The sequence below is a fragment of the Glycomyces sp. NRRL B-16210 genome (assembly GCF_000719515.1).
In the GTDB taxonomy this organism is placed as follows: domain Bacteria; phylum Actinomycetota; class Actinomycetes; order Mycobacteriales; family Micromonosporaceae; genus Glycomyces.
Map to the genome: position 1 here is coordinate 69,616 of NZ_JOGR01000004.1, position 19,838 is coordinate 89,453.

Sequence of the window (19,838 nt, forward strand, 5' to 3'; positions counted from 1 at the left end):
CGCGCAACCTACGCGAGCGCTCGCCGCGATCGGGGACCGGTCAGGCGAAACGGTCGGGCAGCGCCCCCAGGCCCGCCAGCAGCGCCCACCGCTGGTCGTCGGTGAGCGCGGTGTAGATCGGCGCATCGAGCCGGTTCGTCTCGGCCTCGATCCGCTCGCGCACCGGACCGTCTTCAAGGGCTTCCACTTGCTCGACGGTGAGGCCTTCGGCGCGCCATGCCGCCCGGTGCGCGTCGCCCCGGTGATGGCGAAGCGCCCCGAGCCGGGTCGTCAACCGCGTCGCCGCGCTCGCGTCCTCGGGTTCGAACACCGGCGTCAGACCCAGGAACGCCGGGCCGCCGCTGGAGCGCCCGGCTTCGAGGAGGATCGCGGTCAGATCGTTCAACCGGTCCAATCCCGCCAGGCCCGGCATCGTCGGGATCGGCCGGTGCGACCACAGTCGCTCGGCGGTCTCCCCGAGTACGCGCTGCACCGCGGCGGCGACCTGGCGGCCCCGTTCGGTCAGATGCCAGTCGCCGGCCTCGTCCCGCCACGCGGTGCCCTGCTCGACCTCGACGGTCATGTCCGAACCCGAATAGGTCGTGGCCGCGGCGAACGCCGCCGCCGACAATGGCCGCGCCAGCAGCCCGAAGTAGAAGCTCGACTCGAACCCGCGCCCGACCCCGAACCGCGCGTAGGCCTCGCGCAGCGCGGGGCGGGCGGCGACGCGCACCGACAGGTACACCCGGTCGACGACCGGCCGGATCAAAGCGGCATAGGACATGAGCGATCCCTTCCAGGACATATGATGCGACCTCATGACCCTATCCGCGCCACTGGAGGCGCTCAACGCCGAAACCGACCGCCTGAGCGCCATACTGGCAGGACTCGCACCGCGCGCATGGTCGCGCCCGACCCGCTGCGCCCCATGGGACGTTTCGGCGCTGTGCGCCCACCTCACCATCGGGCTGTCCCGCCTCGTCCCCATGCTCGACGCCCCCGCACCGCCGGCGGCCACAGTAGACGCCGCCGGGTACTTCCGGCCCGACGCCCGATACTCCGAGGCGGTCAACACCACGCGCCTGGACGACGCCCTCGGCGCCGCCGCCGGGGCCGGGGGACCGGCGCTGGCCGCGACCTTCGACCTCATCCGCCGCAACGTCCTGGCCGGCTGCGGGCACCAGCCGCCGGGCCGGCTCGTGACCACCCGCCACGGCGACCCGATGACCCTCGCGGACTTCCTGACCACCCGCGTCGTGGAGGTCGCCGTCCACGGCATCGACCTCGCCGACGCCCTCGACCGGCCCCGCTGGACCACACCCGAAGCATCAGCGCACGTCAGCGAACTGCTCTTGGGCCCCGGCGTCGAAGCCGCACTGGCGGGCCTCGGCTGGGACCCGGTCGCGTTCATCGCCAAGGCGACCGGCCGCGACCCCTTGCCCGCGGCCGAACGGGCCCGGGCCGAGGCCCTCGGCGTGCGGTGGCTCGCGCTCGGCTAGCAGGTCCCGGCGTATTCGAGCAGCGCGGCCTTCTCGGCCTCGTCGACGCTCAGGTTCCACTCGGTCTTGACCTCGACCCACGCCCAGGTGTACACGCACCACACCGACTCGTCGCTCGGCATCCAGTCGGCGGGGTCCTTGTCGGACTTCGAGCGGTTCGAGGCCGCCGTCACCGCGATGAGGTGCCACTGGTTGTCGATCGAGTTCGCGTACGCCTGGCGGTCCTCCTGGGTCCAGGCGTGCGCGCCCGACCCCCAGGCCTCCTTGAGCGGCACGAAGTGGTCGATGTCGATGTCGCCCGAGGCGGTGACGGTCTCGCCGTCGTACATCGAGATCCACTCGCCGGTCATCGCCCCGTCGCAGTCGGCCTCGGTGAGGTTCCCCGACCGGTCCTGGGCGACCAGCACGTCGTCGCGCGCGTCGCAGCCGTTGCCGTCGCCGTCGCGCCAGTGCGGGAACAGCGACCGGTCGTAGCCCTCGTCGGCCTCCTCGGCCACCTCCAGGGCCTCGATCGCGGCGGTCAGCTCGGCCGGGTCGACGGTGACGGTGAACGGGGCGGTGTCGCTGAACTCCGCCGAGATCTGCGAACCGGACGGGGCCGGGTCGCCGGCCGCGTCATCGATCAGATCGGACAGATCCTGGCAGCCGGCGGCCAGGACCAACGGGAACAGCAGGGCGAGACGGGAGGCGCGCATCGACGACGTCCTAACGGGACAGGGAACGGACGGGGCATAACGGACGCATGAGCGCCCGGGGTGTTCGCAACGTAACACGAACCGCGCCCCCGCGGCACGCCCGCCCCTGCTAGATTCCCTCGAATGATCGTATGGCTCAACGGCACCTTCGGCGCCGGCAAGACCACCACCGCGGCCCTGCTCGAAGACGCCCTCCCGGCCCGCGTCTTCGACGCCGAGCACATCGGATTCCTCCTGCGGCCCATCATCGGCGACGTCCCCTGCACCGACTTCAAGGAATGGGCCCCCTGGCGCGGGTTGACGATCGAGACCGCCCGGCAAGTCCTCGACTTCGTCGGCGGCACCCTCCTCATCCCGCAATCGGTCCTTCAGCGCCCCTACTGGACCGAACTCATGGACGGCTTCGCCGAAGCCGCCGTTCCCGTGCGCGCCTTCACCCTCCACGCCGACCGCGCGGTCTTCGAGGAGCGCGTCAGGGCCGACGCCTTCGAATCCGGCGCCCTCCAATGGCGCCTGGACCACCGCAGCGCCTACGAGACCGCCCTCGATGAGTGGATGCGCGAGGCCACCACCGTCATCGACACCACCGACCGCACCCCCGAGCAGGTCGCCGAGCGCATCAAGGCCCTCGTCACCGGCGAAACGGCACCCTGAAAGCGCCCAAGCGCCTGAAAACGTCACACCCGAGCGCGACGATGGGGGAGCAGAGCCACAACGAACGGCAAAGGAGCCCGTCATGGCCTACCTCGTCCTCATCGGCACCCGCAAAGGCCTGTTCACCGCCACCAGCGACGACCGCGAACACTGGGCCCTCAAAGGCCCCCACAGCCTCGACACCGACGGCTTCACCGCCGTCTCCGAGATCTTCGCGACCGCCGCCGACCCCGCCACCGGCCAGATCCTCGTCGCCGCCGAATCGCCCCACTTCGGCCCCTCCGTCTGGCGCTCCGACGACCTCGCCGCCACCTGGCACGAACCCGACGCCGCACCCATGGCCTTCCCCCAGGACCTGCCCTACCGGCCCCTGGACTACTCCGAGACCGCCGGCGTCGACCAGCCCGAATCCGACCGGGCCAACACCGTCAAACGCGTCTGGCAGCTCGCCTTCGGCCCCCAAGACGGCCGCGTGTGGGCCGGCGTCGAACCCACCAGCCTCTGGCGCTCCGACGACGGCGGCCGCACCTTCGCCTTCAACCGGGCCCTGTGGGACCACCCCCAGCACACCACCTGGGCCTCCGGCGGCGCCGGACCGGCCGTCCACACCATCGTCACCGACCCCGCCGACCCCGACCACCTCATGATCGCCATGTCCTCCGGCGGCATCTACGAGACCCACGACGACGGCGACACCTGGAACGGCGTCACCAAAGGCATCACCGTCGACTACGGCCCCGACCCCGAACCCGAATCCGGCCACTGCATCCACAAAGTCGCCCGCACCGCCGACGGCACCTGGATCGCCCAGAGCCACGGACCGGTCTGGCGCACCACCGAACCCGGCAGCGGCTGGACCAACGTCTCGGCCACCCTCCCTTCCGACTTCGGCTTCGCCGTCGTCGCCCACCCCACCGAACCGGGCACCGCCATGGTCTGGCCCGTCCAAGCCGCCATGGACCGCTTCCCGCCCGACCGCCGCATCGCCGCCTGGCGCACCACCGACCACGGCGACACCTGGCACCCCTGGGGCACCGGCCTGCCCACCGACCCCTACTTCGGCAACGTCATGCGCGACGGCGCCTGCACCGACGCCGCCACCGACCCCGGCTGGTACTTCGGCACCCGCTGCGGCGACGTCTGGGCCGCCACCGACACCGGCGCCCGATGGCACCTCGTCGCCGCCCACCTGCCCGACGTGCTGTGCGTGCGCGCCATGGAGACCCCCGCATGAACGCCATCGACGTCAAACTGCCCGCCGCCCTCGCCTCCGAATGCGAGGGCCGGCGCCACCTGAACCTCGACCTGCCCGCCGAAGCGACCCTCCGCGACGTCCTCGACGCGGTCGAAGGCGCCCACCCCCGCCTGGGCCGCCGACTGCGCGACGAGGCCGGACGGCTGCGCCGCTACGTCAACGTCTACATCGGCGACGAAGAGTCCCGCCGCCTCCAAGGCCTCGACACCCCCGTCGAAGGCCGCCCCGTCCAGATCCTGCCCTCCATCGCCGGAGGCGCCTGAACACACACGAAGGGCGCCGCGCGAGAGCGCGGCGCCCTACTTGCGTTGCGTCCTACGACTCGCCGTTGACCGACACGACGTCGACGACGAACACGAGCGTCTCGTTCGGCCCGATCACCCCGCCGGCGCCCGAAGCGCCGTAACCGAGGTGCGGCGGAATCACGATCAGGCGCCGGTCGCCGACCTGCGCCCCGATCAGACCGTCGTTCCAACCCTGGATCACCGGCGCCGAACCCACCGGCGTCACCTCGAACGGCTGCGCCCCGCGGTTCCACGACGCGTCGAACTCCTTGCCGTTCGACCAGTTGAACCCCGCGTACTGGACCGCGACCGCGTCCCCGGCCCGCACCTCGGTGCCCGAACCCTCGACCACGTCCTGCACGAACAGCCCCGCGGGCGGCTCGGCGTCCGGCACCGTCACGACCGGCTTCGCCTCCGTGTCCGCCGAGACCGACACCTCGACGCCCTCACTGATCTGCACCACGTGCGCATCCCCTTCGTCCGTACCCTGATCGGCGGCACCCTCGGCACCGCACCCGGCCAGCAGCGCCACGCTCGCACACGCGGCGACCACCGACCCACACACTCGACTCGCCAGGCTAAAGGCCACCGAGGGAACCTACCACCCCCCGGACGCCCGAATCACCGCTCCCAGCCCCCGCCCACCACCGCCGCGCACCGCGAACCGCGACGGCGCCGACTACCCTTCACCTCAAAGCCACACCCGCGCAAGGAGCCCCAGTGACCGTCCCCAGCCAACGCACCCCACTCCACCCGCTGCGACGCGCCCTCACCCTCTGGGGCGCCCTCCTGGCCCTCCTGTGGCTCATCCTCATCGCAGATTGGATCCTCCCGGGCCACTTCATCGCCTGGGGCATCACCCCGCGCACCCTCGACGGCCTCCTCCCCGGCATCCTCGCCGCACCCTTCCTCCACGGCGGCGCCGCACACCTGGCCGCCAACTCCCTCCCACTCGCCGTCATGGGCACCGTCGCCGCCCTGCGCGACTGGCGCGGCATGTGGACCGCGCTGGCCCTCTCCCTGGTCGTCTCCGGGCTCGGGGTGTGGCTGACCTCCCCGACCCACTCGATCACCGTCGGCGCCTCGGGAGTCGTCTTCGGCCTCTTCGGCTACCTGCTCGCCCGCGGCGTGTTCATGCGCAAGATCGGCGACATCCTCATCGCCGTGCTCCTGGTCATCGTCTACGGCTCCATGATCTGGGGCATCTTCCCGAGCCAACCGCACATCTCCTGGCAGGCCCACCTGTTCGGCTTCCTCGGCGGCATCGCCGCGGCCTTCTTCACCGCCCGCGCCCGCCGCATCGCCGCCGCCCAGACCGGGGGAGCGGCATGAGCGAGCCGACCGGCTTCTCCTACAAGACCCGCAGCGACGGCACCGTCGTCATCCTCCACCGCGGCCGCGCCGCCGCCACCCTCCGCGGCGCCCGCGCCGCGAAGTTCCTCACCGAGGTCGAAGACGCGGACGACCAGCTCACCATGGCCCGCTGGACCGGCGCCTACAAGATCGGCAATGAACGCATGGGCAAGAACCACCCCCGCAACCAGCGCCGCTGACCCCGGCAGGGGAGCAGCCGAACACCAGCATCGGCACCGAGCACGATTTGACGCCCGCTCGTGTTTAAGCTTAAAATCTGCTCCGCGCACCCGAGAGGAGGACCGACATGACCGACGAGGCGAACACCGGCCGCAAACCCACCATGACCGACGTCGCCGCCCTCGCCGGCGTCTCGGTCATGACCGTCTCCAACGTCATCAACCGCCCCGACGTCGTCGCCGAGGCCACCCGCGAAAAAGTCCACACCGCCATGCGGCGACTGCGCTACCGCAACAACCTCGTCGCCCGCAGCCTCCGCCTCACCCAACCCCGCCAGATCGGCTACGTCCTCCCCGCCCAAGACGCCAACCAGTACATGGACGCCTTCCTCCACGACCTCGCCGCCGCCTGCCAAGCCGCCGACCGCAACCTCACCCTCGTCACCGAACACGACACCGACGCGCTCCTGACCGCCTGCGAGAACCTTTACCTCGGCCGATCCGTCGCCGGCTTTATCCTCTCCAACATCGGCCGCGACGACCCCCGCCCCGCCGAACTCCACCGCCGCGGTATCCCCTTCGCCGCATACGGCCGCAGCGCCACCGCCTACGACAGCGATTGGAGCTGGGCCGAAGGCGACGCCGCCCAAGGCATCCAGATCGCCGTCGACCACCTCGTCGACCTCGGCCACCGCGAACTCGCCCTCACCGGAGCCGACACCGCCAGCATCACCATGACCGAACGCGAAACCGGCTACCGCGACGCCTGCACCCGACACGGCCTCCACCGATCCACCCGAGCAGACCGCATCCTCCACTGCCCCGGCGACCTCGAATCCGGCGTCCGCACCGCCGCCCGACTCCTCGACACCCCCACCCCGCCCACCGCGATCGTCTGCGTTTCCGACCTCCTCGCCGCCGGCACCCTCATCACCCTCCAAGCCCGCGGCCTCACCCCCGGCCGCGACATCGCCGTCACCGGCTACGACGACACCCCCCTGACCTCCTTCGGCACCGTCGGCATCACCTCAGTCCGCCAAGCCTCACACCGCATCGCCACCGAACTCGTCCGCCTCGTCATCGACCCGCCACCACAACCCGAACACCACCTCCTCCCACCCACCCTCATCACCCGCACCAGCACCGACCCACACGCATGAGCCGCAACCGAACACCCCCGTGACCGCGGCATTTTAAGCTCACAACCAACCGAAACCAGGAGCACACCATGACCGACCAGCCCATCCGCGTCGTCATCTGGGGCGAGAACCGCCACGAACAACGCGAACCCGCAGTCGCCGAACGCTACCCCGACGGCATGCACGGCGCCATCGCCCAAGGCACCGCCGCCTGGCTCGGCGACCGCGCCCGCATCACCACCCACACCCTCGACGAACCCGAACACGGCCTCACCTCCGACGTCCTCGACGACACCGACGTCCTCGTCTGGTGGGGCCACGCCGCCCACCACGAAGTCGACGACGCCATCGTCGAACGCGTCCACCGCCACGTCCTCGCCGGCATGGGCCTCATCGTCCTCCACTCCGGACACTGGTCCAAGATCTTCACCAAACTCATGGGCACCACCTGCACCCTCCGCTGGCGCAGCCAACACGACCGCGAACTCGTCTGGACCGTCAACCCCCAACACCCCATCGCCCGCGACATCCCCAACCCCATCGTCATCCCCGAACAGGAGATGTACGGCGAATACTTCGACGTCCCCACCCCCGACGAACTCGTCTTCATCTCCGGCTTCACCGGCGGCGAAGTCTTCCGCAGCGGCATGACCTACCGCCGCGGCTTCGGCCGCATCTTCTACTTCAGCCCCGGCGACCAGGACTTCCCCGTCTACCACCACCCCGACGTCAACCACGTCATCGCCAACGGCATCGAATGGGCCCGCCCCGACCGCGAACGCCAGACCCCCACCCTGCTGCGCTACGACACCGACGACTTCTTCAACGGCCACGGCTACCAAGGAGCCTTCGAACGATGACCTTCCGCACCATCACCGCCGAACGACCCCTCCGCCTCGCCCTCGTCGGCGCCGGCGGCATGGGCCGCGACTGGGCCCACACCATCCACACCGACCCCGCCACCGAACTCGTCGCCATCGCCGACCTCGACCCCACCGCCGCCCACAACGCCGCCACCGAAACCGGCCTACCCGACCTCCCCACCGGCACCGACGCCCTCCACCTCGCCCGACACACCGACGCCGACGCCATCGTCAACGCCACCATCCCCGAAGCCCACCACCCCGTCACCATCGCCGCCCTCACCGCAGGCCTCCCCGTCCTCGGAGAGAAACCCGCAGCCGCCACCGTCACCGAGGCCCTCGCCCTCGCCGCCGCGGCCGAACACACCGGCGAACTGTTCATGGTCAGCCAATCCCGCCGCTACCACCACGCACTCCACCAAACCCGCCAACACCTCACCGACCTCGGACCGGTCGGCATCTGCGCCGTCGACTTCTTCAAAGCCCCCCACTTCGGCGGCTTCCGCGACCAGATGAACAGCCCACTCCTCCTCGACATGGCCATCCACCAATTCGACATGGCCCGATTCCTCCTCGACGCCGACCCCATCGCCGTCACCTGCGAGGAATACAACCCCCCATGGAGCTGGTACACCGGAGACGCCGCCGCCACCGCCACCTTCACCATGGACAGCGGCGCCCGCTTCACCTTCAACGGCAGCTGGTGCAGCCCCGGCGCCGAAACCTCCTGGAACGGCTCCTGGCGACTCTCCGCCCAACACGGCACCGTCCTCTGGGACGGCGAAACCCCACCCACCACCGACCCCGACCGACCCGCACCCACCACACCCGACCCCGGCAACGGCATCGCCGGAGCCCTCCGCGAATTCACCACCGCCCTGCGCACCGGCACCGAACCCTCCGGCAGCGTCCGCACCAACATCATGAGCCTCGCCATGGTCGAAGCCGCCATCCGCAGCGCCGCACTCGGCACCCGCATCGCCATCGACGACGTCCTCGACCAGTCCCACAGAACCGCGCTGGCGGCCGAAGCCGACCCCGGCGTCCTCGCGACCATGAAATCCTGGCCTTCCGCACGCGAAGCCCTCACCCGGAAGGACACCCCTTGAACACCATCAACATCGGCATGGTCGGCCACAACTTCATGGGCAAGGCCCACTCCCACGCCTGGCGCACCGCGCCGAGGTTCTTCGACCTCCCGCTCACCCCGCGCATGACCGCCCTCGCCGGCCGCGACGCCGGCCGCGTCGGCGCCGCGGCCGCCACACTCGGCTGGGAGAGCACCGAGACCGACTGGCGCCGCCTGATCGAACGCGAGGACGTCGACCTGGTCGACATCTGCGTCCCCGGCGACCTCCACGCCGAGATCGCCACCGCCGCACTCGAAGCGGGCAAGCACGTGCTCTGCGAGAAACCCCTCGCGAACACCGTCGCCGAAGCCGAACGCATGGTCGCCGCCGCCGAAGCCGCCCAGGCCCGCGGCGTCTTCGCCATGTGCGGCTTCAGCTACCGCCGCACTCCGGCGCTCACGCTCGCCAAACGCCTGGTCGACTCCGGCGCGCTCGGACCGATCCGCCACGTCCGCGCCCAGTACCTCCAGGACTGGCTCACCGACGAGAACACCCCGCTGACCTGGCGGCTCGACAAGGACAAATCCGGCTCAGGCTCCCTCGGCGACATCGGCGCGCACATCATCGACGCCGCGCAGTGGATCGCCGGCTCCGACCTCACCGGCGTCTCGGCGCTCCTGACCACCTTCGTCGCCGACCGCCCCATCGGCGGCGACTTCGTCGGTCTGGGCGGCACCGGCGGCACGGACGGACCCCGCGGCCCAGTCACCGTCGACGACGCGGCGATGTTCACCGCCCGCTTCGCGGACGGCGCGGTCGGCGTGTTCGAAGCGACCCGCTTCGCCCTCGGCCGCAAGAACGCGATGCGCCTGGAACTCAACGGCTCCAAAGCCTCCCTCGCGTTCGACTTCGAGGACATGAACGCGCTGTGGTTCTACGACGCGGCCGACGAGCCCAACGCGGGCTTCCGCCGCATCCAGGCCACCGAACCCGAACACCCCTACACCGGCAACTGGTGGCCGGTCGGCCACGGCCTCGGCTACGAACACGCCTTCACCCACCAGGCCGTGGACTTCATCGAAGCGATCGCCCAGGGCCAGGCGCCGAGCCCGTCCTTCGCCGAAGCCCTCCAAGTCCAACGCGTCCTCGAAGCCGTCGCCACCAGCGCCGCCGACGAAAGCCGCTGGACCGCGATCTGAACACATCGTGGGTGCCGGGACCCGGCACCCACGACCACCGGGGGAGTACGGCCCGAAAACACCGTCACCTTTTGCGCAGGAACTCCCGCGCTCCGCGAAGCCGAACGGCGAGCACTCCAGCGGCCTTCGCCGAATCCAGCCGCACTATCGCACCCGCGCTCCCGGTCACCGAAGCCTTGGCGGCCTTCGGCAACGTACCGGGATCGAGCCCGTCGCGCTCGGCGACCAGGCGACCCAACTCGTACCGGCTCAACGACTCCGGGCCCGCCACATGCAGCACGCCGGCCGCACCGCTCGCGCACGATGCCACCAGCGCCGCCGCCAGATCACCGACATGGACCGGCGAGCGGACATCGTCGTCGAACAGCGCCCCCGCAGCCCCGCCGGCGAGCGCCCGCACGAACGACTCGAACGGCGAGCGCCCGTCCCCGAGGATCCACGAGGTCCGCACGATCAACGCCGAGGCGTGTGCAGCGGCGACACCGACCTCGGCCGCGGCCTTCGCCGCACCGTAAGGCGTACTCGGCGCCGGCGCACACGTCTCGTCGTAGACCTCGCGATCCCCGCCGATGAACACCGCGTCGGAGGAGACATGGACGAACCTGACCGCACGGGCCGCGCAGACGGTGGCGACATTGACCGGGCCGACCGCCGTGGTCGCCCAGTCCGACTGCACGTACGCCGCGTTGACGACCACCTCGGGCGCGACCGCGCCGACGAACCGGTCGACCGCCGCACGGTCGCGGACATCGAGTCGGGACAGGTCGTCGCGCCGGGAGGACCAAGCGGTCCCGACGACCTCGTGACCGGCCGCGCGGGCCCGGCGTCGCAGTTCGCCGCCGAGATACCCGCTGGCCCCGATGATGAGCACCCGCATGCATCCGAGCATAGGCCCCGGCACCGCCGTGAACATAATGGACAAAACAAACCGGGGGAGCAGCGCAACCTTCACGGCCGCAACGCAACGCGGGGCCGCAGGCATCGCGCCCACGGCCCCGCAACGATGCGCCCTATGACGGCGGGTCGCCGAAGTCGACCATCCAGGGGATGCCGAACCGGTCGGTGAAGGCCCCGTACTCGTCGCCCCACATCTGCTTCGCCAGCGGGACGGTGATCTCGGCGCCCGCGGTGAGGCGCTCCCAGTAGCCGCGCAGTTCCTCGGCGTCGGCGGTGAAGCCGCTGAGGCAGATCGCGATGTTCTGGCCGGGCCGGTGCTCGGTGCCCGGAGGCGTGTCGGCGGCCATGAGGGTGAGGCCGGCGTCGGTCTTGAGGTGGCCGTGCATGAGCTTGTCTTTGTCCGGGCCGTCGTCGCCCATCTCGCCGTACGTCATCGAGGAGACCTCGCCGCCGAGGGCCTCGCGGTAGAACTCGAGGGCTTCGCGCGCGTTCCCGTCGAAACTCAGATACGGATCCAAAGCTGCCGTCATGATTCGCTCCTTCGCGATAGAGCCGTGATACGCGCCATCCTGCCAGCGCCCACCGGCGACGACCGAGGATTCACAGATCCGGCCGTGCCAACCGACCCGCCCACGAACATCTCCGCCAGCATCCGCCAGCCATCCCACAACCCCGAACCCGCCGCACGCGTCCCAAGCGGCGAGAGAGCCCGTGGATAGGTTCTGAGGCCTTGATTCGCCCGAGGTCGTGTCAGGGGCTTTTTAGTTATAACTTGCGGGAACGGCACTTCTCGTGAGTTATGTATCTGGGCGGGACTCGCTTGTTTTTTGGTTATTTAAATATTAAAAACGGAAATTAAAAATGATAGGTTGTACTCATGACGAAAACTGGTACGACCGTGAAGACCGCGACGCTGTGCAAGCGGTGCGGCACGCCGATTCCGCAGCAGCCCGGGCGCGGGCGCCCGCGGCTGTACTGCGCCGAGGGCGATTGTGCTTCGCAGGCCAAACGCCAGCGCGAGCTGCGCCGGGCCACGCCCGGGCTCGAAGGCGCCCTCGCGCGGGCCGAGGAGCTGTACGAGCAGATTGAGCAGTCGATGTCCTCGGCGCTCGCGCCGCTCGCCGAAGCCTTGCGGGCCGAGACCGATCCGGCCGAGGTCGAGGCGCGGCTCGCCGAGGTGCGTTCGGATGCGGCCGCCGCGGTGGCCGCGGCGCGGGCCGAGCGTGACGAGGCGGCGGTGCGCGTCGAGTCGCTGCGGGAGGAGCTCGCTGCGGCGCACGCCGAGGCCGAGCGGGCTGCCGCGGCGCTCACGGCCGCTGAGGGGCGGGCGAAGGACGCGGTGTCGGCGCGGTTGGAGGCCGTCCGTGCCGCTGAGGGTGCGGAGGCGGCGGCGGTCGAGGCGCGTGCGGAGGCGGTAGAGGCGGAGCGTTTGCGCAGTGAGGCTGCGGCCACCGCTGAGGCGGCGCGGGCGGAGGCGGCTTCGGCGGTGTCGCAGCGGGATGCGGCGGTCGCGGCCGGTGCGGAGGCCGAGCGGGTCGCTGTCGCCGCTCGTGGTGAGGCCGAGTCGGCTCGGGTGCGGGCCGATCAGGTCGCGGCCGAAGCGGCTGAGGCGTTGCGGGCCGGCGAGGCGGCGTTGGAGCGGGCCGAGGCGCGGGCGCTGGGGTTCATCGGTGAGCGCGACGCCGAGCGGTCGCGGGTGGAGTCGCTCCTGGCCGATCTCGCGGTGGCGCGTCGTGACGCCGAGCAGGCGGGGGTCCTGGCGGCCGAGCGGGCGGCGGCGTTGGCGTCGAGTCAGGCCGAGGCCGCCGGTGCCCTCGCCGATCAGCGAGTGCTCGCCTCGCGGTTGGCCGCCGCTGAGGCGGCGGCCTCGGAGGGCCGGGCGGAGTCGGTGTCCTGGCGTGAGCGCGCTCTGGCGGCCGAGGCGCGATTGGCCGAGCGCGGCCGCGAAGCGGAGTAGTACTCCCCCGCCACGGTGTGCGTGTTTTGTCCGGTTACATGGGTCGGGCCCCGGCAGTGCAGCGCCGGGGCCCGATCTTTTTCAGGGTGTCAGCCTGCGGTGCAGGTGACGGTGGGGGTGGCGACCGGGCCGGAGGCGACGAAGCCCCAGGCGTCGACCGTCTGGCCGGAGCCGACGGCCGCGTTCCAGCCGACGTCGCTGGCGGTGACCGACGAGCCGGACGAGGTCACTTCGGCGTTCCAGTGGCTGTCGATGCTCTGGCCGCCGGGCCAGGTCCAGGTGAGCGTCCAGCCGTCCACGCCGCCGTTGCCGGCGGTGATCTGGAGGTTGCCCTGCCAGCCGCTGCCCCAGTCGCTGGTCACGGCGATCACGGCGGTGCAGGCGGCGTCACCGGGGTTCCCCGGGTCGCCGGGGTCTCCAGGGTCACCGGGATCCCCGGGATCCCCGGGATCCCCGGGGTCGCCCGGGTCCCCCGGGTCGCCGGGGCCGGTGCTGCCGGTGCGCGGGAGGGTGTTGCGGGTGAACACGCTCTGGATCTGGGCGCGGTCCTGGTCGATGCTGGCCTGGCTGATCAGCGGCGAGCCGGCGAGGGTCGCCGAGAGCTGGTCGAGCAGGGACTGGGCGAGCCCGGAGTCGTAGAGTTCGGCCTTGAGGTCGAAGAACGTCTGGTCGTACAGGGCCCGGAACGCCGGGACCTCGAGTGCGCGCTCGACGCACGGGCAGCCCCAGGTGGTGCGCTGCATGGGTTCGACCTCCTGGAGCGGCCCCGGGAGGTTGTCGAAGGTGGCGAACGGACCGGGCTTCGGGGGTGCCGGGAGGATCCCGAAGGACAGGTTGTGGTCCCAGGGGACGATGGTGAACCGGTCGGTCGCCGGCGTCCAGCGGAAGAAGCCGTTCTGACCGGGCCCGTCGATGTCGTCCCAGTTGAGGATGAGGTCCTGGACCGAGAGGTAGGCCGCGAACGTCTCGACGTCGATCCGGGACTCGAGTTGGGCGGCGAACTCGGCGTCGCTGGAGTTGTTGAGCCAGTCGAGCCAGTCGATCAGCGGCTCCCAGTTGTCCTCGTCGCCGCCGCTGGGCTCCCAGGCGTCGTCGTAGTCGTCGGGGCTGGGGCCGAAGTAGGAGAAGTCGCGCTCGAAGTCCTTCTTGTAGAGCGTCCCGCCGTCCTTCTCGCCGTTGATCCCGAAGTACTCCTGGTCGAAGGTCTTGTCGAGCTCCTGGATGACCAGGCGCAGCTCGGGGTTGCCGCCGTTGACGCTGAAGTGGGCCGGGACGTGCTTGGTGGTGGCGAGTCCGGCCCGGTCGAGCAGTTCGAGGGCGAGCGCCTCGTTGAGGGAGGAGGCGGTGTAGTTGGTGCGGATGATGAACCGCTTGTAGCCCTCGTGGTCCTGCTCGACGTTCCGGTTGAGGCGGATGAGCCAGGGCAGGGTGCTCGGGTCGGACTGGGGCGTGACGCCGAACAGGCTCGAGTTGCCCTTGAGGCGGACGCCGGCATCGGGGTAGGTCTGGCCGTCGATGGTGACGTCGGCGGAGAGCCAGCCCTTGGTGCCGGTGGCCAGGAAGTCCTGGACCATGGCGACGAACTCGCCCTGGTCGAGCGTGAAGGAGAAGTCGTGGATCTGGGTCTTGTCCCAGACCGTACTGGTCTGCTGTGGTTCGGCCACCGGGTCGTCAGTCTGCGCGGTGGCGGCGGGGATTCCTATGAGGCCGATCGCTAGTGCGAGGGTGATTGCGACGGCCCCGAGGATCCGCTTGATCGGTTTCATCGGTGGCACCTCCTTGGGCGCGGAAACGCGTTCCGCTCTACTTGGATGGTCGGACCGTAGCAACGGGTCCTATGGAAAACCTATGGAAGCGCTTGCTGTTTCATAGGCTCCGCATAGGATTCGCATAGCCGACTCATGAGGTACTCATAGGTTCGGGTTCTATAAATTCCGTATGGATGCATTCGGATGGACAGGACTGGGCGCCGACCTGGCGCTCATCAGCCTCTTGGTCTTCGGGGTCTACTACCGCCGCCACCGCAGGCGGGACATGGTCGTCCCCTATATCGGCCTCAACGTCGGCGTGTTCGCGGTGGTCTCGGCACTGCTGGGCACCGACGTCGGCGTAGGGGTGGGCTTCGGCCTGTTCGGGGTCCTCTCGATCATCCGACTGCGATCATCCGAGATCAGCCACGGCGACGTCTGCTACTACTTCTCCTCGCTCTCCATTGGACTGGTCTGCGCCATGCCGCTCGAATCGGCCTGGACCGGCCCGCTCCTGGGCCTGTTCGTCGTCCTCGTCATGGCCGCCATCGACCAGCCCTTCCTGCACCGCCGCCACCGCCAGGAGCGCGTGGTCCTCGAACGGATCTACTACTCCCGCGACGAACTCGAGGCGCGGCTGATGGACCTGCTCGACGCCGAGTCCATCACCCGGGTCGAGACCCTGGAGACCGACCTGGTCCGCGACTCGCAGACCGTGGAGGTCTCCTTCCGCGTCCCCACCGACAGGGACCGCGCCGGCCGCCGGCCGGCCTTCGCGCAATAGACCGGGAGGCCGCCATGTACACCGCACTGTCACCGATCGGCCTCGCCGACCTGCTCGCGATCGCCGAGCTCCAGACCCGCGTGGACCGCAAGTACCTCGTCCTCATGGAGGACCTCGCCCCGCTGCTGCACGACCCCGACGGCGAACTGGCCGTCCTGGAGATCGAACGCCGCCGCCGCTTCGAGTACGAGTCGGTCTACTTCGACACCCCCGACCTGTCGAGCTTCCTCGGCACCGCCCGCTCCAGACGCCGCCGCTTCAAGGTCCGCACCCGCACCTACCTCGACTCGGGCCAGTGCATGCTGGAGATCAAGACCCGCGCCGGCGAGAGCACCGTCAAACGCCGCATCGACTACCCCGCCGCCGACCGCCACCGCATCACCGACGAAGGCGCCCGGTGGATCGAGGAGTCCGGCGACGTCCCCGTCGCCGCCGCCGACCTCGTGCCGGTCCTGGTCACCCGCTACATGCGGGCGACCATCCTGCACCGGCCCACCGGCTCGCGCATGACCTGCGACTCCCAACTGCGCATCGAGGACTTCCAGGGCCGCTCGGGCTCCCTCGGACCGCAGATGGCCGTCGTCGAGGTCAAGAGCCCCGGCCGCACCGTGCCCCTGGACCGGCGCCTGTGGAAGGCCGGGTACCGGCCCGCGCCGATCTCCAAGTTCGGCACCGGCATGGCCTTCCTGCGCCCCGACCTGCCCGCGAACAAGTGGAACCGCACCCTGCGCCACCACTTCGGCTGGCGGCCGGGGCAGCCCGACGCCCCGGCGCTGGCGGCCGCTCAGTTCGGCTTGAGGACGTAACCCACGCCGCGGACGGTGTGGATCATGGGCGCGTCGCCGTTGCCGATCTTGCGGCGCAGATAGGAGATGTACAGCTCGACGATGCTCGAACGGCCCCGGAAGTCGTAGCTCCAGACCTGGTGGAGGATCTGGTTCTTGCTCAGGACCCGCCGGGGGTTGCGCATGAGGTACCGCAGCAGGCGGAACTCCGTGTCGGTCAGGTCGACCGTCACTCCCCTGCGGTTGACCTCGCGGGTCTCCTCGTCCAGCTCCAGGTCGCCGACGACCAGCCGCGGCGGCGGCAGGCCCGGCGCCTCGGCGCTGCGCCGGCGTATGCCCTTGAGCCGGAGCATGACCTCCTCGAGGTTGAAGGGCTTGGCGACGTAGTCGTCGGCCCCGACGGCCAGGCACCCGATCCGCCGCCGCGCGCCGTCCTCGCCGGCGAGCACCAGCACGGGCGTGTCGGGGAACTCCGAGCGCATCCGGCCCAGCAGCACCAGGCCGTCGATGTCGGGCATCGCCAGCTCGGTGACCACGAGCTCGGGCCGCTGCGCGCGCATATGCGCGAGGGCGGTCGCGCCGTCGTCGGCGGGTATCGCGTGCCAGCCTTCGAGTCTGAACGCCAAGTTGAGCAATCCTCGGACGTTCGGGTCCGGGTCGGCTGTGAGGATCCTAGTGAGGGTGGAGTCAGAACCGCTCAGCCGTGGTGTCTTGAAATTGAACTCCACGTGAACATTCTAAACCCGACATTCCATATACATCTATACCTATCGATGCGTATTCCCGGATGGTGGGAGCGCTGACACTGCCTTGCGCGCGCAAGTCCCGCCGTTCGCGAAGCGGCGCAGCGCCCCCGCCGCCTCACATGCCGGCGGCCTCGCGGGCCGCCCGCTCGACCTTCTCGCGGTAGGCCGCCCACCAGGCCGCGTCGCCCTCGGGCATGTTGTCGTTGCCCGAGCGCAGCCCCGCGGCCCCGTCGATCGTCTCGCGCACGATGTCGGCGTGCCCGGCGTGGCGGTTCGTCTCGGCGATCATGTGCACCAGGATCTGGCCCAGCGTCACCGCGGCGCGCTCCTCGGGCCACCACGGCACGCGCCCCCGCGCGTCCAAGTCCAGCGCCGCGATGGTCGCGTCCGCATGTTCGCCCACGCGCCGGTAGAGATCGGTGATGAACGCCGTCGACTCCTCGGGGACCGCCCACATGTCGGCGTTGGCCTCCGCCTCGGGGTCGAACCACGGCTGCGGGTCGGGGAACGGGCGGTCGAAGACGATCCCGAAGTAGTCGGCCTCCACGCACGCGAGGTGCTTGACCAGGCCGAGCAGGTTCGTCCCCGTCGGCGTGAGCGGGCGGCGCAGGTCGTACTCCCCCAGGCCCTCGAGTTTCCACACGACGGCCTCATGGGCCGATCTGAGGTAGCGGTGCAGGTCGGTCTTGATGTCGGTCATGGGCGCGAGTGTGCCACCCGGGTGTGACATCAGAGGCCGAAGGGCACGCCTGAGGCGCCCGCCAATGCGATTGCGGGCGCCCCGCACCGGTGTTAGCGTGACGCGCGATGACAACCCATGACGCGCCGACGCGCTTCGGCTTCCTCGACTGCAACTCCCCCATCGCGCCGTGGCGGCTCGACCGCCAGGTCGCCGAAAGCGCCGCGGCCGAGCCGCGGACCATCGTCGACATCGGCTGCGGCTGGGGCGAACTGCTCCAGCGCATCACCGAACGCGTCCCCGCCGCCCGGGCCCACGGCATCGACTCAGACCTCGAACTGCTCGAACGCGGCCGCGCCGCAGCCCGCCGCCGCGGCATCGACGACCGGCTCACCTTCGTCGAATACCAAGGCGAATCCTGGACCGAACCGGCCGACCTCGTGATCTGCATCGGCGCCGCCCACGTCTTCGGCACCGGCGCCGAAGCGCTGCGCGCCCTCCACCCGCTCGTCAACCCCGGCGGGCGACTCCTGTTCGGCGAATGCTTCTGGCAGCGCGAACCGACCGAAGCCGACCTCGCCGACATGTGGCCCGGGACCGTCGCCGACGAATGGCGCCTCCTGCCCGACCTCGTCGACGACGCCGTCCGGGCCGGACTGCGCCCCCTGCGCGTCGAAGCGGTCGAGCAGCACGAATGGGACGACTTCGAATCGCAGTTCCTGGCCGACAAGGAGGTCTGGCTCCAGGCCAACCCCGACCACCCCGAGGCCCAGGCCGTCCGCGAACAGGCCGACGCCCACCGCGACTGGTGGCTGCGCGGCCACCGCGGCCTCCTCGGCTTCGCCTACCTGACGCTCCTCAGACCCGTCGCCTGAACGGCGTGAAGGCCCCGGACCGGTAATGGTTCGGGGCCTTGTGGCGTTAGCGGCGCTGTTCGCGCCATGCCGCGACCGCCTCGTCGGCGTCGATGAGGCCGAACCGCAGCGGCGGGCCCTCGATCGGGCCGATGAGGGCCTTCCTGATGCGCACGTTGAGCTCCTCGATCGCCGCGCGCACGGCGGCCTCGTCCCCCAGGGCGTCCAGCCGCTCGGGCAGCAGCTCGCGCTCGCGGCCGAGCTTCAGCGCCGGAGGGAGCGCGTCCAGCCCCATGTTCTCGCGCGTCGCCTGCTGGTGGAGCCACCAGTCCTCGGCCAGCGGCCGCCCGATGCCCGGAAGCGGCTTGCCGGCCCCGGGAAGGTTCTTGAACTCGCCGCGGGCCTCGGCCTCCTGGATCTGGCGGTCGACCCCGCGCGCCTGCCTGTCGCTCATGCAGTCCCCCTCTCGCTGGGGACCAATGCTAACGACTGCGCCGCGTGGACCACGATCGCGACCGCCGCGAACTGGACGGCGTAGGCGGCCAGCGTGAACGCGTGGAACACCTCGTGGAAGCCGAACCACCGCGCCGACGGGTTCGGGCGCTTGAGCGCGTAGACCACGCCCCCGGCCGTGTAGAGCACGCCGCCGGTGAAGATCAGCACCGTCGCCGCGACCCCGGCCCCCTCCACCAGCTGCGGCAGCACGAACACCGCGGCCCAGCCCAAGACGATGTACAGCGGCGTGTACAGCCAGCGCGGGGCGCCGATCCACAGGGTCCGGAAGGCGATGCCGGCGGCCGCGCCGGTCCAGATGACGGTCAGCAGTGCGGTGCGGGCGGTGCCTTCGAGGGCGAGGACGGCGATGGGCGTGTAGGTGCCGGCGATGATGAGGTAGATGTTGGCGTGGTCGAGGCGTTTGAGTCGCATGGTGGCGCGGGGGCTGAGGTTGGTGCGGTGGTAGAGGGCGGAGACGCCGAAGAGGGCGGCGGAGGCGGTGACGTAGACGGCGGTGGCGAGGCGTGCGGCGGGGGTGGGTGCGGTGGTGAGGAGGATGAGGCCGGCGAGGACGGCGGTGGGGAAGGCGCCGAGGTGGAGCCAGCCGCGGAGGTGGGGTTTGGTGTCGGGGAGGGTGGTTGCCGTTGCCATGGTTCGAGCCTACGTCCGGCGGTTACTGGTCGGTAGTGTGTTTGGTCCCCCGGTCGGGGGTGGGGTTAGGCCC

Annotated in this window: 24 protein-coding genes; 14 read left to right on the top strand and 10 right to left on the bottom strand. The window is 70.5% G+C overall.

Translation table 11 applies throughout. The features are described from left to right. Nucleotides 1-40: 40 nt before the first annotated feature. Nucleotides 41-799, bottom strand: coding sequence for a hypothetical protein (locus IF12_RS0106695; RefSeq protein ID WP_231492407.1), 759 nt, complete (start codon nucleotides 797-799; stop codon nucleotides 41-43). Between IF12_RS0106695 and IF12_RS0106700 the strand changes: the two genes are divergently transcribed. After that, nucleotides 798-1,478 (top strand): maleylpyruvate isomerase N-terminal domain-containing protein, encoded by a 681-nt coding sequence (locus tag IF12_RS0106700; protein ID WP_030156030.1) that lies wholly within the window; start codon nucleotides 798-800, stop codon nucleotides 1,476-1,478. The genes IF12_RS0106695 and IF12_RS0106700 overlap by 2 nt on opposite strands. Here IF12_RS0106700 and IF12_RS22755 read toward each other — a convergent pair. Next, the gene (locus IF12_RS22755) at nucleotides 1,475-2,173 is read right to left on the bottom strand and encodes an HNH endonuclease family protein (RefSeq protein ID WP_035748584.1); all 699 of its coding nucleotides are present in this window, start codon (nucleotides 2,171-2,173) and stop codon (nucleotides 1,475-1,477) included. The two genes, IF12_RS0106700 and IF12_RS22755, sit on opposite strands and share 4 nt — an antisense overlap. A gap of 123 nt (nucleotides 2,174-2,296) precedes the next feature. On the opposite strand from IF12_RS22755, the gene IF12_RS0106710 reads away from it, so the two are divergent. From IF12_RS0106710 to IF12_RS0106720, 3 genes are all read left to right on the top strand, one after another. Further along, nucleotides 2,297-2,827, top strand: coding sequence for an AAA family ATPase (locus IF12_RS0106710; RefSeq protein ID WP_030156035.1), 531 nt, complete (start codon nucleotides 2,297-2,299; stop codon nucleotides 2,825-2,827). An 82-nt stretch (nucleotides 2,828-2,909) separates the two neighbouring features. Next, complete coding sequence (locus tag IF12_RS0106715; RefSeq protein WP_030156037.1) at nucleotides 2,910-4,061, top strand: hypothetical protein; 1,152 nt, start codon at nucleotides 2,910-2,912, stop codon at nucleotides 4,059-4,061. Further along, a complete protein-coding gene (locus IF12_RS0106720; RefSeq protein WP_030156039.1) occupies nucleotides 4,058-4,345 on the top strand; it encodes a MoaD/ThiS family protein in 288 nt (95 codons plus the stop codon). Before IF12_RS0106715 ends, IF12_RS0106720 begins: the two co-directional genes overlap by 4 nt. A gap of 52 nt (nucleotides 4,346-4,397) precedes the next feature. On the opposite strand, the gene IF12_RS0106725 is transcribed toward IF12_RS0106720, so the two are convergent. Beyond that, the gene (locus tag IF12_RS0106725) at nucleotides 4,398-4,802 is read right to left on the bottom strand and encodes an FKBP-type peptidyl-prolyl cis-trans isomerase (protein WP_030156042.1); all 405 of its coding nucleotides are present in this window, start codon (nucleotides 4,800-4,802) and stop codon (nucleotides 4,398-4,400) included. Between the two features lie 284 nt (nucleotides 4,803-5,086). On the opposite strand from IF12_RS0106725, the gene IF12_RS0106730 reads away from it, so the two are divergent. From IF12_RS0106730 to IF12_RS0106755, 6 genes are all read left to right on the top strand, one after another. Beyond that, nucleotides 5,087-5,698: a rhomboid family intramembrane serine protease gene (locus tag IF12_RS0106730; RefSeq protein WP_081913315.1), complete on the top strand. Its 612-nt coding sequence runs from the start codon at nucleotides 5,087-5,089 to the stop codon at nucleotides 5,696-5,698. Further along, complete coding sequence (locus tag IF12_RS0106735; RefSeq protein WP_030156048.1) at nucleotides 5,695-5,919, top strand: hypothetical protein; 225 nt, start codon at nucleotides 5,695-5,697, stop codon at nucleotides 5,917-5,919. Before IF12_RS0106730 ends, IF12_RS0106735 begins: the two co-directional genes overlap by 4 nt. 107 nt (nucleotides 5,920-6,026) lie before the next feature. Then, nucleotides 6,027-7,058, top strand: a complete 1,032-nt coding sequence (locus IF12_RS0106740) for a LacI family DNA-binding transcriptional regulator (protein WP_030156050.1) — start codon at nucleotides 6,027-6,029, stop codon at nucleotides 7,056-7,058. Nucleotides 7,059-7,126: 68 nt separating this feature from the next. Beyond that, nucleotides 7,127-7,897 (top strand): ThuA domain-containing protein, encoded by a 771-nt coding sequence (locus IF12_RS0106745; RefSeq protein WP_030156052.1) that lies wholly within the window; start codon nucleotides 7,127-7,129, stop codon nucleotides 7,895-7,897. Further along, a complete protein-coding gene (locus IF12_RS0106750) occupies nucleotides 7,894-9,009 on the top strand; it encodes a Gfo/Idh/MocA family protein (protein ID WP_030156055.1) in 1,116 nt (371 codons plus the stop codon). The genes IF12_RS0106745 and IF12_RS0106750 overlap by 4 nt, the downstream gene beginning before the upstream one ends. 17 nt (nucleotides 9,010-9,026) lie before the next feature. Continuing rightward, nucleotides 9,027-10,169, top strand: coding sequence for a Gfo/Idh/MocA family protein (locus IF12_RS0106755; RefSeq protein WP_030156057.1), 1,143 nt, complete (start codon nucleotides 9,027-9,029; stop codon nucleotides 10,167-10,169). A 64-nt stretch (nucleotides 10,170-10,233) separates the two neighbouring features. Here IF12_RS0106755 and IF12_RS0106760 read toward each other — a convergent pair whose 3' ends face one another. Together IF12_RS0106760 and IF12_RS0106765 are read right to left on the bottom strand one after the other, a co-directional pair. After that, nucleotides 10,234-11,046: a sugar nucleotide-binding protein gene (locus IF12_RS0106760; RefSeq protein ID WP_030156059.1), complete on the bottom strand. Its 813-nt coding sequence runs from the start codon at nucleotides 11,044-11,046 to the stop codon at nucleotides 10,234-10,236. Nucleotides 11,047-11,179: 133 nt separating this feature from the next. Continuing rightward, the gene (locus IF12_RS0106765; RefSeq protein WP_030156062.1) at nucleotides 11,180-11,596 is read right to left on the bottom strand and encodes a VOC family protein; all 417 of its coding nucleotides are present in this window, start codon (nucleotides 11,594-11,596) and stop codon (nucleotides 11,180-11,182) included. Nucleotides 11,597-11,943: 347 nt separating this feature from the next. On the opposite strand from IF12_RS0106765, the gene IF12_RS0106770 reads away from it, so the two are divergent. Beyond that, a complete protein-coding gene (locus IF12_RS0106770; protein WP_030156064.1) occupies nucleotides 11,944-13,023 on the top strand; it encodes a hypothetical protein in 1,080 nt (359 codons plus the stop codon). Between the two features lie 89 nt (nucleotides 13,024-13,112). Here IF12_RS0106770 and IF12_RS0106775 read toward each other — a convergent pair whose 3' ends face one another. Then, entirely contained in the window at nucleotides 13,113-14,789 is a 1,677-nt protein-coding gene (locus IF12_RS0106775) for a CotH kinase family protein (protein WP_030156066.1), read from the bottom strand. A 172-nt stretch (nucleotides 14,790-14,961) separates the two neighbouring features. Between IF12_RS0106775 and IF12_RS0106780 the strand changes: the two genes are divergently transcribed. Further along, on the top strand, nucleotides 14,962-15,555 hold the full coding sequence (locus tag IF12_RS0106780) for a DUF4956 domain-containing protein (RefSeq protein ID WP_051704059.1): 594 nt from the start codon (nucleotides 14,962-14,964) through the stop codon (nucleotides 15,553-15,555). A gap of 14 nt (nucleotides 15,556-15,569) precedes the next feature. Further along, on the top strand, nucleotides 15,570-16,361 hold the full coding sequence (locus tag IF12_RS0106785) for a polyphosphate polymerase domain-containing protein (protein WP_081913317.1): 792 nt from the start codon (nucleotides 15,570-15,572) through the stop codon (nucleotides 16,359-16,361). On the opposite strand, the gene IF12_RS0106790 is transcribed toward IF12_RS0106785, so the two are convergent. Continuing rightward, a complete protein-coding gene (locus IF12_RS0106790; RefSeq protein ID WP_051704060.1) occupies nucleotides 16,340-17,068 on the bottom strand; it encodes a response regulator transcription factor in 729 nt (242 codons plus the stop codon). The two genes, IF12_RS0106785 and IF12_RS0106790, sit on opposite strands and share 22 nt — an antisense overlap. A 133-nt stretch (nucleotides 17,069-17,201) precedes the next feature. Next, nucleotides 17,202-17,786, bottom strand: coding sequence for a DinB family protein (locus tag IF12_RS0106795; protein WP_030156075.1), 585 nt, complete (start codon nucleotides 17,784-17,786; stop codon nucleotides 17,202-17,204). A gap of 107 nt (nucleotides 17,787-17,893) precedes the next feature. Between IF12_RS0106795 and IF12_RS0106800 the strand changes: the two genes are divergently transcribed. Beyond that, a complete protein-coding gene (locus IF12_RS0106800; RefSeq protein WP_030156077.1) occupies nucleotides 17,894-18,640 on the top strand; it encodes a cyclopropane-fatty-acyl-phospholipid synthase family protein in 747 nt (248 codons plus the stop codon). 46 nt (nucleotides 18,641-18,686) lie between these two features. Here IF12_RS0106800 and IF12_RS0106805 read toward each other — a convergent pair whose 3' ends face one another. Both IF12_RS0106805 and IF12_RS0106810 read right to left on the bottom strand, forming a co-directional pair. Further along, complete coding sequence (locus IF12_RS0106805) at nucleotides 18,687-19,073, bottom strand: DUF1992 domain-containing protein (RefSeq protein ID WP_030156080.1); 387 nt, start codon at nucleotides 19,071-19,073, stop codon at nucleotides 18,687-18,689. Continuing rightward, nucleotides 19,070-19,765, bottom strand: coding sequence for a hemolysin III family protein (locus IF12_RS0106810; protein ID WP_051704062.1), 696 nt, complete (start codon nucleotides 19,763-19,765; stop codon nucleotides 19,070-19,072). Before IF12_RS0106810 ends, IF12_RS0106805 begins: the two co-directional genes overlap by 4 nt. Nucleotides 19,766-19,838 lie beyond the last annotated feature (73 nt).